Annotated in this window: 10 protein-coding genes; 5 read left to right on the top strand and 5 right to left on the bottom strand. The window is 55.4% G+C overall.

Going from position 1 to position 12,346, the window contains the following annotated elements; translation table 11 throughout:
* Positions 1-59: 59 nt before the first annotated feature.
* Together SBO83_RS14280 and SBO83_RS14285 are read right to left on the bottom strand one after the other, a co-directional pair.
* The gene (locus SBO83_RS14280; protein WP_396131969.1) at positions 60-449 is read right to left on the bottom strand and encodes a hypothetical protein; all 390 of its coding nucleotides are present in this window, start codon (positions 447-449) and stop codon (positions 60-62) included.
* Between the two features lie 74 nt (positions 450-523).
* Entirely contained in the window at positions 524-1,669 is a 1,146-nt protein-coding gene (locus SBO83_RS14285) for an ankyrin repeat domain-containing protein (RefSeq protein ID WP_396131970.1), read from the bottom strand.
* A 243-nt stretch (positions 1,670-1,912) separates the two neighbouring features.
* On the opposite strand from SBO83_RS14285, the gene SBO83_RS14290 reads away from it, so the two are divergent.
* The gene (locus tag SBO83_RS14290) at positions 1,913-3,508 is read left to right on the top strand and encodes an ABC-F family ATPase (RefSeq protein ID WP_072009864.1); all 1,596 of its coding nucleotides are present in this window, start codon (positions 1,913-1,915) and stop codon (positions 3,506-3,508) included.
* A gap of 190 nt (positions 3,509-3,698) precedes the next feature.
* On the opposite strand, the gene moeB is transcribed toward SBO83_RS14290, so the two are convergent.
* Positions 3,699-4,460, bottom strand: coding sequence for a molybdopterin-synthase adenylyltransferase MoeB (gene moeB / locus SBO83_RS14295; RefSeq protein ID WP_396131971.1), 762 nt, complete (start codon positions 4,458-4,460; stop codon positions 3,699-3,701).
* Between the two features lie 2 nt (positions 4,461-4,462).
* On the bottom strand, positions 4,463-5,707 hold the full coding sequence (moeA, locus tag SBO83_RS14300) for a molybdopterin molybdotransferase MoeA (RefSeq protein ID WP_396131972.1): 1,245 nt from the start codon (positions 5,705-5,707) through the stop codon (positions 4,463-4,465).
* A gap of 242 nt (positions 5,708-5,949) precedes the next feature.
* Here moeA and SBO83_RS14305 point away from each other — a divergent pair, with 242 nt between their 5' ends.
* Entirely contained in the window at positions 5,950-6,180 is a 231-nt protein-coding gene (locus SBO83_RS14305; RefSeq protein ID WP_034788997.1) for a DeoR family transcriptional regulator, read from the top strand.
* A gap of 90 nt (positions 6,181-6,270) precedes the next feature.
* Here SBO83_RS14305 and tsgA read toward each other — a convergent pair whose 3' ends face one another.
* Entirely contained in the window at positions 6,271-7,470 is a 1,200-nt protein-coding gene (gene tsgA / locus SBO83_RS14310; RefSeq protein WP_154147479.1) for an MFS transporter TsgA, read from the bottom strand.
* A gap of 397 nt (positions 7,471-7,867) precedes the next feature.
* On the opposite strand from tsgA, the gene SBO83_RS14315 reads away from it, so the two are divergent.
* Genes SBO83_RS14315 through gsiB form a run of 3 tightly spaced genes read left to right on the top strand, consistent with a single transcriptional unit; the run spans position 7,868 to position 12,341 of the window.
* Entirely contained in the window at positions 7,868-8,869 is a 1,002-nt protein-coding gene (locus tag SBO83_RS14315) for an isoaspartyl peptidase/L-asparaginase (protein WP_396131973.1), read from the top strand.
* Complete coding sequence (gene gsiA, locus SBO83_RS14320; RefSeq protein WP_396131974.1) at positions 8,850-10,730, top strand: glutathione ABC transporter ATP-binding protein GsiA; 1,881 nt, start codon at positions 8,850-8,852, stop codon at positions 10,728-10,730. Before SBO83_RS14315 ends, gsiA begins: the two co-directional genes overlap by 20 nt.
* Positions 10,731-10,790: 60 nt before the next feature.
* On the top strand, positions 10,791-12,341 hold the full coding sequence (gene gsiB, locus SBO83_RS14325; RefSeq protein ID WP_396131975.1) for a glutathione ABC transporter substrate-binding protein GsiB: 1,551 nt from the start codon (positions 10,791-10,793) through the stop codon (positions 12,339-12,341).
* The last annotated feature ends 5 nt before the right edge of the window (positions 12,342-12,346 follow it).

Here is a 12,346-nt window from a genome sequence, read left to right on the forward strand (position 1 = left end):
GCGATGGCATACCTATTCCGCCAAGCCACAGGCTAGACGGCGTTAACAGTCGTTAAGAATCACGCAAGCCGAGGAGGGCGCCACTGGCCTTCAAGGGGAGGAGAAAAGGGGGTTTCTGGGGTAGGTTGAGCATCTGCGTGGTAAGGCGCAGATAAATTCAGCGGAACAAAGGAGGTCAAAATGGTGTTGAGGTTGCAGTTAGAGCCAAACTTACAGTTTTGGTCGCTCTGCTGTTTGCCGTGCGAAGAGGACAGGGCGTTTTTGCTCGCCATGCAGTCATCAGGCATCCCATCCATGCCGCTCATGCCCGCCATGGTGGGCATAGTCGCAGCGCTGGACGAGGTTTCCGTCATCAGATTACATTGCGCCATCAAGTTCATCGACGCCAGCCCCAGAGAGGGCAGCGTAATGGACAAAATCAGCAAAATAAGCAGACGGATCTTTTTCATGAACCGGAGTGTAAGTTAAGTGTTTGAAATTTGCATCTGCTGATAATTAACAAAACGTGACAGCAGCTTCCAAACTAGATCTTCCAGTTTTTCACTTTACTCATCAACGAATTATCCTGCTTTAACATCTGGGAGATCTCCGGGTTTTTATAGCGTTTTGCCACGTCGCGGGCCGTCTCACCCTGTCGATTCTTTACATTCAAATTGATATTCGGGTGGCTGAGCAGCAGGGCGATGCCTTGGGTGTTGCCGGATTTGGCGCAGATGTGCAGCGCCGTGTCGCCCTTGTGATTGTCCTGCAAATTGACGTCAACGTCGGGGCGCGACAGCAGCAGTTTCATGGGTTTCATATCGGGCTGGGACAGGGTTTTCACATACTGATTGTGCATAAAAGTCACGCCGCTGAAACGGCTGCGAATATGCAATGGCGACTGGCCGCTGGCGTTCTTCTGGTTGGGGTTGAGCCGTCGGTCGTTGAGCAGGCTCTCGGTCATGCTGCGGCTCGGCAAGTCCTTACTCAGCACAATGTGCAGCGGCGTGTTGCCTTGGCGGTCGCCTTTGTTGACATCAATGTTGGGTGAGTTGAGTAGCGCGCTGACGCTCTGCTTGTCCCCGCGCTGAATCGCCCGGCTCAGCGGTGGCGTCTGGTTGCTATCCGCCAGCGTATTATTGATATCCACCCCGGCGTGTTGGATGAGCGACGGAATGAGCTCATGCTTCATCTGCCCAATCGCCGAGTTGAGCAAGCCGGTGCCTTCCTTCTGTAACAGGTTCGGGTTGGCGCTCAGGGCTTTGTTCAGCATGATGGGGAATAGGGATGAGTCATAATGCAGCAAAGCCTGACGCAGATTCTCCGCCGTTGGCACCGCGCCGGGGTAGGACGCCAGCATGTTGACGATCTCTTTCCGCGAGCCAGATACCGCGCAGGCCCACGCATTGTGCGAGCCGTGCTGGAAATTAGTCGGCTTATTAATCAACTCAGGATTAATGCGGCTGGAAAGAATAAAACGCACGGTTTTTTCATCCCGCCCGAGCACGGCTTTAAGCAACTGCTGCTGCTTCTCGCCCTCGGGGAAGGTGCTGAAGGTGTAGAGCGCGTTGGCGCGGCTGTGCTTGTCCGTCTCTGACATCGCCGCCAGCGACTTAGCATCATCTTTCAGGTTTGAAAAAACGTTGTGCAGCAGCTCGCTCGGCAGATGTCCGTGTTTTTGAACTTCCATGACGTCTCGCTTAGTTGACCAGTTAATGCCAATAGAACCCCGCCTGTCAGCAGGGGATTTTCCCAATGAGTGGTCTTGAAACGGCTTCGGTTCCGAAAATAACGCAAATTAGCGCCGCGTCATGCCCTTCCTCGGACAAATACCTACCACCTGCCTGAAAAATGACCACGCCAGGAGGCGATCTCCTTGTGCCGTTGTGGCATAATGCGCGCCAAATCACATTCCTAATTAAGAGCGAGCGTTGTGTTAAGTACTTACAACATCACCATGCAATTCGGCAGCAAGCCGTTATTTGAAAATATTTCCGTGAAATTTGGCGGCGGCAACCGTTATGGCCTGATCGGCGCGAACGGCTGTGGTAAATCCACTTTCATGAAGATCCTCGGCGGCGACTTAGTGCCTTCCGGCGGTAACGTCGTGCTCGACCCGAACGAACGTCTGGGTAAGCTGCGTCAGGACCAATTTGCGTTCGAGAAATTCTCCGTTCTCGACACCGTTATCATGGGCCACACCGAGCTGTGGGCCGTGAAAGAAGAGCGTGACCGTATTTACGCCTTGCCAGAAATGAGCGAAGAAGACGGCTATAAAGTGGCCGATCTGGAAGTGGCTTACGGCGAGATGGATGGCTACAGCGCGGAATCTCGCGCCGGTGAGCTGCTGCTTGGCGTGGGTATTCCGGTTGAGCAACATTATGGCCCGATGAGCGAAATCGCCCCGGGCTTTAAACTGCGCGTATTGCTGGCTCAGGCGCTGTTCTCCGACCCAGAAATTCTGCTGCTCGACGAACCGACGAACAACCTGGACATCGATACCATTCGCTGGCTGGAGCAGGTGCTGAACGAGCGTAACAGCACCATGATCATCATTTCGCATGACCGTCACTTCCTGAACATGGTCTGTACTCATATGGCGGATCTGGACTACGGCGAACTGCGCGTTTATCCGGGCAACTACGACGAGTACATGACGGCGGCCACTCAGGCTCGTGAGCGCCTGACTGCCGACAACGCCAAGAAGAAAGCGCAAATCGCTGAGCTGCAATCTTTCGTGAGCCGCTTTAGTGCCAACGCCTCTAAATCTAAACAGGCGACCTCGCGTGCCCGTCAGATTGATAAAATTCAGCTCGACGAAATCAAAGCGTCCAGCCGCCAAAACCCCTTCATCCGTTTCGAGCAGGATAAGAAGCTGTTCCGTAACGCGCTGGAAGTGGAAAAACTCACCAAAGGTTTTGATAACGGCCCGCTGTTTAAAAATCTGGGTTTGATGCTGGAAGTAGGTGAGAAGGTCGCCATTCTCGGTGCCAACGGTATCGGTAAATCGACCTTGCTAAAAACGCTGGTAGGCGACCTTGAGCCAGACAGCGGCAGCGTGAAATGGTCCGAAAACGCCAAAATCGGTTACTACGCGCAGGATCACGAATATGAATTCGATGAGACGCTGAACGTATTCGACTGGATGAGCCAGTGGAAATCCGAAAAGGATGACGAGCAGGCAGTTCGCGGCATCTTAGGCCGTTTGCTGTTTGGTCAGGACGATATCAAGAAGAAAGTCAAAGTGCTGTCTGGTGGTGAGAAAGGCCGCATGCTGTTCGGCAAACTGATGATGCATCGTCCAAATATCCTGATTATGGATGAGCCAACCAACCACATGGATATGGAATCCATCGAATCACTGAACATGGCGCTGGAGATGTACGAAGGCACGCTAATCTTCGTTTCCCATGACCGTGAGTTCGTGAGTTCCTTGGCAACGCGCATCATCGAGATCACGCCGAACAAGATTGTCGATTTCTCAGGTACGTATGAAGATTATCTGCGTAGCAAGGGCATCGATAACTAAATCCTCTGCATCCTTCGCGCTGCCTCCGCGTTGGCTGCCTGCGCTCGCCCCGGTCACATACTTGTGTATGCTCCCGGGGTCTCGCTTAGTTGCCGCCTTGATGCAACGCGAATGATTTTGAGGATTGCCAGTTAAATGCTCCACAAAAAACCGCCCCGAGAGGCGGTTTTTTTATGCGTGAAATTAGCGTTTAAGGATTGCCGCAAACTTCGCATCCGGGGTGTTTGGTCAGTTTCATCTCTCTGAACTGCATGGTCATGGCGTCAAACATCAGTAATCGGCTGCGCAGGGTTTGGCCGAAGTGGGTGAGCAGTTTGATGGCCTCCATGGCTTGCAGGCTGCCAATGGTGCCGACCAGCGGGGCCATAACGCCGGCTTCGACGCAGGTCAGGGCGTTTTCGCCAAACAGTCGGCTGAGGCAGCGATAGCAAGGCTCGTCCGGCTGATAGGTAAACACGCTCAGCTGGCCTTCCATGCGAATGGCGGCCCCTGATACCAAAGGCGTTTTGAGCTGGAAACAGGCGCGGTTTAGCTGGTCGCGAATGGCCACGTTGTCGGTGCAATCCAGCACTAAATCACAGCGAGCGATGACGTCCTGCAACTCGCTTTCGTCCAGCTGGTGGTCAATCTGCGTCAGCGCCACGTGCGGGTTAATTGCCGCCAGAGCCTCGGCGGCAGAGGCCACTTTAGGCATGCCGATGCGCGCGTCGGTGTGCAGAATCTGCCGTTGCAGGTTGGAGAGTGACACGGTGTCGAAGTCCAACAGCGTCATTGAACCCACGCCTGCCGCCGCCAAATATTGCGCGGCGGCACAGCCTAAACCGCCCAGCCCAACTACCAGCACCTGGCTGGCTTTCAGCTTCTCCTGCCCGTCGAAATCAAAGCCCTTCAGCACTATTTGGCGGTTGTAGCGCAGGGTTTCGGCGTCAGTCAGTTCAGGCAGTGTATTCATCGTTAGCCTCTCAGCAGGGCGTTAAAAGGTTCGACATCCACCCATTCGCCAGCGGCTACGCGGCCACGTTCGCGCTCCAATACCACAAAACAGTTGGCTTGGCTGAAGGAGCTAAATACGTGCGAACCCTGATGCCCCGTGCTGCGCACCTCTAATTCGCCCGTAGCGCTGGTGGTGAAAATGCCGCGCTGGAAATCCAAACGCCCCGGCGATTTGCCAAACGGCGTCACGGCTTTGGCTTTAAAGCGCGGAGGCAGCGACCAACTGCTGTAACCACTTAGCCCGGCGATAAACGGCTGCACCATTTGGTAGAAGGTGAGGGCGGCGGAGACCGGATTGCCCGGCAGGCCGCAGAACCAGGCATTTTTCAGTTTGCCGAAGGCGAAAGGCTTGCCCGGCTTAATCGCCAGTTTCCAGAAGCCAATCTCGCCCAGCTCGTCGAGCATCTTTTTGGTGTAATCGGCTTCGCCCACCGAGACGCCGCCGCTGGAGATCACCAGATCCGCATAGTCATCGGCCTGTTCAAACGCGTGGCGCAGCGCCTGCGGGTCATCGCGAATAATGCCTAAATCCAGCACCGCGCAGCCCATTTGCTCCAGCATCAGGCGAACGGCAAAGCGGTTGGTGTCATAGATTTGGCCTTCCTGTAAAGGCGTGCCGACGGGCTGTAGCTCATCGCCGGTGGAGAAAATCGCCACTTTCAGCGGCATGAACACTTCGACTTGCTCAATACCCAGCGAGGCCAGCAGCGGCAACTCCGCCGCGCCGAGACGCACGCCTTTGGCCAAGACGCTATCCCCCTGTTTGATGTCGTCACCAATCAGGCGGATGTTTTGGCCCGGCTGAACGTCGGCGGTGAAGCGCACGCCCGCGTCGCTCACTTCGGCCTGCTCCTGCATGATGACGGCGTCCGCGCCCTGCGGCACCGGCGCGCCGGTCATGATGCGAATGCAGCTTCCCGCAGGCCAGTCGCCGTTAAAAGGCGCGCCGGCGAAGGCTTTGCCCGCCACCGGCAGCACCGCGCCGTCGTGCAGGTCGGCGCAGCGCACGGCGTAACCGTCCATCGCCGAGTTATCAAAGGGCGGCACGAAGACTGGGGAGCGCACCGGCGCGGCGGTAATGCGACCCGCGGCGGCGGTCAGCGGCACGGATTCAGCGTCTGGCGGGGCTTTCGAGGCGATGTGCCCCTGCATTTTGTCCATTGCGTCTTGCAGCGAAATAAGACCTGCGGTGTTGAATTCCATCATAAATTCCTTGTGTGCCTGCCGACGTGTTGGCGGCTGAGTGGGGCAAAAGCATGGGATCATTATGTCAGACTACGCAAAGGAAGAGAAAACGGCGGTCAATAAATCGAGAGTTAGCGTGAATAACTTTTACAGAAAAATTGAGATCGATCCCGAAATTAATATGAAAACCTAGGTATTATTACCGAAAGTTTTGTGATGTAGCGCACAAATTAATGTCTATTGCCGTCGGGAGTTGCATTGTGATGAAAAAAAACCGCCATCAAGCGATCCTTCGGTTGGTGGACGAACATGAGGTAGTTCAAGTCAGCGAATTGGCCGAATGGCTGAATGTCAGCTTAGAAACGATTCGCCGCGACCTCAGTGAAATGCAGGATCAGGGGTTAATCTTGCGCCGCCACGGCCGCGCTCGCCGCCTGATCCAGCAGCCGACCACCGGCTGGGTAAACAGCCTGCAACAGGCACCGCAGCTTTAACGCGAAAACCAAATCTGTTGCGCAGAATGCAAAAAGGGAAGACATCGCTGTCTTCCCTTTTTTTATGCTTCAACCACGGTTAGCGGGCGATCAGTGCGCCGACGCGTTGTGGTGAATTTTTTCCGCTTTACTCTTAATCCCGGCAATCACCACCGCAATCACCAGCAGCACATAAGAGATGCTGGCGATATTCAGCGCCCAGAACAGGCCGAATTCGCGGTGAATAAAGGAGGAGAAAGAGGCGAAGATCAAGGTGCCGACTGACGCCGTGGTCAGCAGCGCCGAAGTCAGCGTTGGTGGCGATTTCTTCACTTGCAGGCTGCCGTAGCTCATCAGGCCAGAGAACATACCGGAGTTACAGAAGCCGAAGACGCCCACGCCAATCATCACCAGCGTAGTGGATTCGCTATGTGTTACGACGCTCAGGCTAATCAGGCCAACAATGGCGGAGATCAGCAGGAAGGTGCGCAGCTTGACGAAACGCACGGTGAACTGGTTGAGGAACAGGCCAATCGCCTTCACCGTCCAGTAAATAGTGATGTAAAACGCCGAGCGGTCAGCATCCAGATGGAAGTGCTCGAGCAGCCAGCTTGGCATCCACAGGGTAAATACCAGCTCGCTGAAGACAAACGCGAACAGCGCGAAGCACAGCACGTAGGCCGCGATGCCCCAAGGCTCTTTCGCCACATCTTGGTTAGAAACACTTTTTTCCGGCTGCGGAACGGACGGGAATTTCTGCCCAACGCACAGCAAAATCATCAATAGGCTCAGCGTCCCCATGATGCCGTACATCGCCAGCCAGCTCGCGCCATGCTTGAACAGGAAACCGAGCAGCAGGGAGAGGGTCATACCGGAGAGGGCGAAGAAGAAGTCGGTGAAAATCAGGTTGGCAGAGCGCTTTTTCGGGTCGTCATTGATACGCACTACCAGATAGCTGCCAATCGACATCATCAGGCCAGCGGTGGAGCCAATCAGGAACACGCCAATGCCGAACAGGGTAATAGATGGCATCAGGAATAGGGCGATACAGGTCAGCACAGAAATCACCGAGCCGGTGATCAGCTGCTTGCCCAAATCGAATTTACGCATCAGCAGGCCGCTGACCATAATCGGCAGGAACAGGCCGATGTTCATCAGGGAGAACATCAAACCAATAAACGCCGGATCTTTATTGAACGCGGTCGCGACCGGCCCGATAACAATACCTAGCGTAGAAACCAGTCCGCCGGTAAAAAAGTAACTCAGCCACGAGATAACGTTAATCCGGCGGCGGTTGTACACAGTATCCATAACCTATTTCCTAAGAGTACTCTTCATCCTTCGCTGTCCGGCGGGTTGCCATCCTACGAAAACTTGAGCATTTGAGTATGTAAAAGCCGTTTTAAGAGAGTGGGAAGCCTTGCCAGAGACACCTTGCACCACGAAATCCCCTCTATGCTACGCATCAGCGGGGCATTTGGCACCCAGCCGTAACGTAAATTATTTTGGGGATAGGACGTTTATTATTCCTGTTATTTAGACGTTTGTCTCGCCTGTTTATACGATCCCATTATTTAATTTTCCTAAATATTCTAAGCAATTAGCTTATTAATTCTGGTTATACATTTCTGCTTTACATACTGTAGCGGGCTAAATATAGTCAAAAAAAGCTCGATCTAACCTTTTATTAACACAGGGTACAGCGCGAATGAGTTCTACGACTCCTGCTCCTGATGCTTCTATTTTGGACGAAAAGCGTCCGGTTATTGCGATACATGGTGGTGCCGGGGCTATTACCCGAGCCGCCATGAGTGCTGAAAAAGAGCAGCGCTATCTTCAGGCGCTGGAGAGCATTCTCGCCAGCGGGCAGCAGATTTTGGCGGCGGGCGGCAGCGCTTTAGATGCCGTGACCGAAGCCGTGCGCCTGCTCGAAGAGTGCCCGTTATTCAACGCCGGAACCGGCGCGGTGTTTACTCATCAAGGCACCCACGAGCTGGACGCCAGCATTATGGATGGCCGCACTCTGGACGCAGGCGCCATTAGCTGCGTTAACCATATTCGTAACCCTATTCTTACCGCCCGCAAAATCCTCGAAGTCAGCCCGCACGTGATGTTCACCGGCGAAGGTGCCGAGCGTTTTGCGCGTAATCACGGGCAGGAAATGGTGGCCGCCGACTTCTTTTCGACTCAAGACCGCTATGACCAACTGACTCGCGCCATTGCCAGCGAAAGCGGCGTGGTGCTTGATCATGACGGCGCGGCGGCGGGATCTGACGATCCTCTCGATGCCGATCGCAAATTCGGCACGGTAGGTGCCGTGGCCCTCGACGCTCAGGGTAATCTGGCTGCGGCGACCTCGACCGGCGGCATGACCAACAAGCAGGCCGGGCGCGTGGGCGACTCGCCGATTATCGGCGCGGGCTGCTATGCCAATAACCAGACGGCGGCGGTGTCCTGTACCGGCACGGGTGAAGTCTTTATGCGCTGCGTTGCGGCTTATGACGTGGCAGCGTTAATGGATTACGCGGGGCTAACTTTGCAGCAAGCGACAGACAAAGTGGTGATGGAAAAACTGGTGGCCCTCGACGGCTCCGGCGGCCTGATTGCCGTGGATAGCTTGGGCAACGTGGCCTTGCCGTTTAATAGCGAAGGCATGTATCGCGGCGTGGCTTACGTGGGAGAGCGGCCAAATGCAGCCATCTACCGATAAGCCACTGATCCTGCCGGACAATCAGGTGCTGGCCGCGCGCGACCTCAGCGTGCGTTTTCACCATGAAGGTCAGGCGATTGAGGCCGTGCGCAATCTCAGTTTCGACGTTCATCGTGGCGAAACGCTGGCGATTGTTGGCGAGTCCGGCTCGGGGAAATCCGTCACCTCTCTGGCGCTGATGCGTCTGGTGGAGCAGGGCGGCGGGCAGATCACCCAGGGGCAGGTGCTGTTCCGGCGGCGCAATGGCGAAGTGGTGGACACCACCGCGGCGTCGCAATCTGCGATGCGCTCGCTGCGCGGTGCCGATATCGCGATGATTTTTCAGGAACCGATGACCTCCCTCAATCCGGTGTTCCCGGTGGGCGAGCAGATTGCCGAATCCATCCGTTTGCATCAGGGGAAAGATCATCGTACCGCCCGCGCCGAAGCCCTGCGCATGCTGGATTTAGTGCGTATTCCTGAAGCGAAAAACATTCTCGACAGCTACCCGCACCAGCTCTCCGGCGGGATGCGCCAGCGGGTGATGATAGCCATGGCGCTGTCGTGCAAACCGGCACTACTGGTGGCCGATGAGCCAACCACCGCGCTGGATGTGACCATTCAGGCGCAAATTTTGCAGCTAATCCGCGTGTTGCAAAAAGAGATGAATATGGGAGTGATTTTTATCACTCATGATATGGGCGTGGTGGCGGAAATTGCCGACCGCGTGCTGGTGATGTATCGCGGTAATAAGGTGGAAGTCGGAGATGTCAGCACGGTTTTCCGCGCGCCTCAGCACCCTTATACCAAGGCGCTGCTCTCCGCCGTGCCAAAGCTCGGGGCGATGACCGGCAAGAATCTGCCGGCGCGTTTCCCGCTGCTGGTCCATGATGAAGAGCTGGCCGAATCACCGGCGGATTTAACCCAAGATACGCTGAAACCGGGCGCGCAGCCTGTGCTGCAAGTTCGCGACTTGGTCACCCGTTTCAACTTGCGTGGCGGCATCCTCAACCGCGTCACGCGTCAGGTTCACGCGGTGGAAAAAGTCAGTTTCGACCTCTATCCCGGCGAAACGCTGGCGCTGGTGGGCGAGTCCGGCTGTGGCAAATCCACCACCGGGCGTTCTCTGCTGCGGCTGGTGGAAAGTCAGGGTGGAAGCATCACCTTCAACGGCCAGACCATTACCGACCTGAAAGGCCCGGCGCTGCAACATTTGCGCCGTGATATACAATTTATCTTTCAGGACCCTTATGCCTCGCTCGACCCGCGCCTGACCGTCGGCTACTCCATTATGGAGCCGCTGCTGGTACACAACGTGGCGCGCGGCAAAGAGGCCGAGACGCGAGTGGCGTGGCTGCTGGAGAAAGTGGGGCTGCTGCCGGAACACGCGCAGCGTTACCCGCACGAGTTCTCAGGCGGCCAGCGGCAGCGAATTTGCATTGCCCGCGCGCTGGCGCTCAACCCGAAAGTGGTGATTGCCGATGAGTCCGTCTCGGCGCTCGACGTGTCGATTCAGGCGCAGATCGTCAATCTGCTAATGGATTTACAGCGCGAGTTTGGTATCGCTTTCCTGTTTATTTCCCATGACATGGCGGTGGTGGAGCGCATTAGCCACCGCGTGGCGGTGATGTATCTGGGGCAAATTGTTGAAATTGGCCCAAGACGCGCGGTGTTTGAGAATCCTCAACATGCTTACACCCGCAAGCTGATGGCGGCCGTTCCGGTTGCTGATCCTGCCCATCGCAGCAAAGATCACGCGCTGCTGGTGGATGATATTCCAAGCCCGATCCGCGCACTGCATGATGAGCCTGTTATTTCGCCATTAGTGCGCGTTGCCGAGGGGCATTATGTTGCAAGGCACGCCGTTGGCGGCCTGTATTGATTCAGGTGTAGTCATAAAAGATAAGTCACTTTGACAGGCAATTATAAAAAGGAAAATTGGATGCAAACATTGAAGGGTAAGGCAGTGCTTCGCAAAGCCATCCTCGCCGTCGCCGTGGTTGGCGGACTGGCTTCCGGCTCTGCATGGGCAGCAAAAGACGTCACTATCGCCGTTGGGTCTAACTTCACTTCTCTTGACCCGTATGATGCCAACGACACCTTGTCACAGGCGGTGGCAAAATCGTTCTATCAGGGCCTGTTTGGCTTTGATAAAAACCTGAAACTGGTCAACGTGCTGGCTGAAAGCTACACCGTGAGCAAAGACGGTCTGGTTTACACCATCAAGCTGCATCCGGGGATCAAGTTCCAGGACGGCACCGACTTCAACGCCGAAGCCGTAAAAGTTAACCTTGATCGCGCCAGCAACCCTGACAGCCACCTCAAGCGTTACAACCTGTTCAAAAATATCGATAAGACCGAAGTCGTTGACGCCAACACGGTGAAAATCACCCTGAAGACGCCATTCTCAGCCTTCATCAACAACTTGGCTCACCCGTCTGCGGTGATCATCTCCCCGGCGGCGCTGACCAAATATGGCAAAGACATCGGCTTCCACCCGGTGGGTACTGGCCCGTACGTGCTGGACCAGTGGAACCAGACTGACTTCGTAAAAGTGAAGAAATTCGACGGTTACTGGAAGAAAGGCGAGCCGAAGCTCGACTCTATTACCTTCCGCCCGGTGGTGGATAACAACACCCGCGCCGCGATGCTGCAAACCGGTGAGGCTGATTTCGCTTTCCCAGTGCCTTACGAGCAAACCGCGCTGCTGGAGAAAAACACCAAGCTTGACGTGGTGACCGCGCCGTCAATCTTGCACCGTTACATCAGCTTCAACGTGACGCAGAAGCCGTTTGATAACCTGAAAGTTCGTCAGGCGATCAACTACGCCATCAACAAAGACGCGCTGATCAAAGTGGCCTTTGCCGGTTACGCCGTGCCGTCAGAAGGCCCGCTGCCGCAGGGCATCGAGTATGCTGCGAAATTCAAACCTTGGCCTTACGACCCGGCCAAAGCCAAAGAGTTGCTGAAAGAAGCGGGCTACCCGAACGGTTTCACCACTACGCTGTGGTCTTCGCATAACAGCAGCACCGCGCAGAAAGTGATTCAGTTTGCTCAACAGCAGCTGGCTCAGGTTGGCATCAAAGTCACCGTGACCGCGTTTGACGCCGCGCAGCGTGCCGCTCAGGTGGAAAACGTCGGCCAGAAAGATGCGGGTGTTCGCCTGTTCTACACCGGCTGGTCAGCCTCTACGGGTGAAGCAGACTGGGCCTTGACGCCGCTGTTCGCCACTCAGTCAGCACCGCCTAAGCAGTTCAACACCGCGTTCTATAGCAACCCGGCGGTGGATAAAGACTTGGCCGATGCCCTGAAAACTACAGATAAAACCGAGAAAGCCAAGCTGTATCAAGATGCGCAGACCAAAATTTGGGATGACGCACCTTGGGCCTTCCTGGTCACCGAGCGTCTGGTTTCTGCTCAGAACAAGCGCCTGAGCGGCTTCTACGTGATGCCGGATACCTCATTCAACTTTGACGATGCGGACGTGAAGTAATCACT

Source organism: Ewingella allii, assembly GCF_044430645.1.
GTDB classification, from domain to species: domain Bacteria; phylum Pseudomonadota; class Gammaproteobacteria; order Enterobacterales; family Enterobacteriaceae; genus Ewingella; species Ewingella allii.

Bases quoted from the DNA above. Each gene is read 5' to 3' on its own strand.
- SBO83_RS14280 (WP_396131969.1), bottom strand. From the start codon at position 449: ATGAAAAAGATCCGTCTGCTTATTTTGCTGATTTTGTCCATTACGCTG.
- SBO83_RS14285 (WP_396131970.1), bottom strand. From the start codon at position 1,669: ATGGAAGTTCAAAAACACGGACATCTGCCGAGCGAGCTGCTGCACAAC.
- moeB (WP_396131971.1), bottom strand. From the start codon at position 4,460: ATGAATACACTGCCTGAACTGACTGACGCCGAAACCCTGCGCTACAAC.
- moeA (WP_396131972.1), bottom strand. From the start codon at position 5,707: ATGATGGAATTCAACACCGCAGGTCTTATTTCGCTGCAAGACGCAATG.
- SBO83_RS14305 (WP_034788997.1), top strand. From the start codon at position 5,950: ATGAAAAAAAACCGCCATCAAGCGATCCTTCGGTTGGTGGACGAACAT.
- tsgA (WP_154147479.1), bottom strand. From the start codon at position 7,470: ATGGATACTGTGTACAACCGCCGCCGGATTAACGTTATCTCGTGGCTG.
- SBO83_RS14315 (WP_396131973.1), top strand. From the start codon at position 7,868: ATGAGTTCTACGACTCCTGCTCCTGATGCTTCTATTTTGGACGAAAAG.
- gsiA (WP_396131974.1), top strand. From the start codon at position 8,850: ATGCAGCCATCTACCGATAAGCCACTGATCCTGCCGGACAATCAGGTG.
- gsiB (WP_396131975.1), top strand. From the start codon at position 10,791: ATGCAAACATTGAAGGGTAAGGCAGTGCTTCGCAAAGCCATCCTCGCC.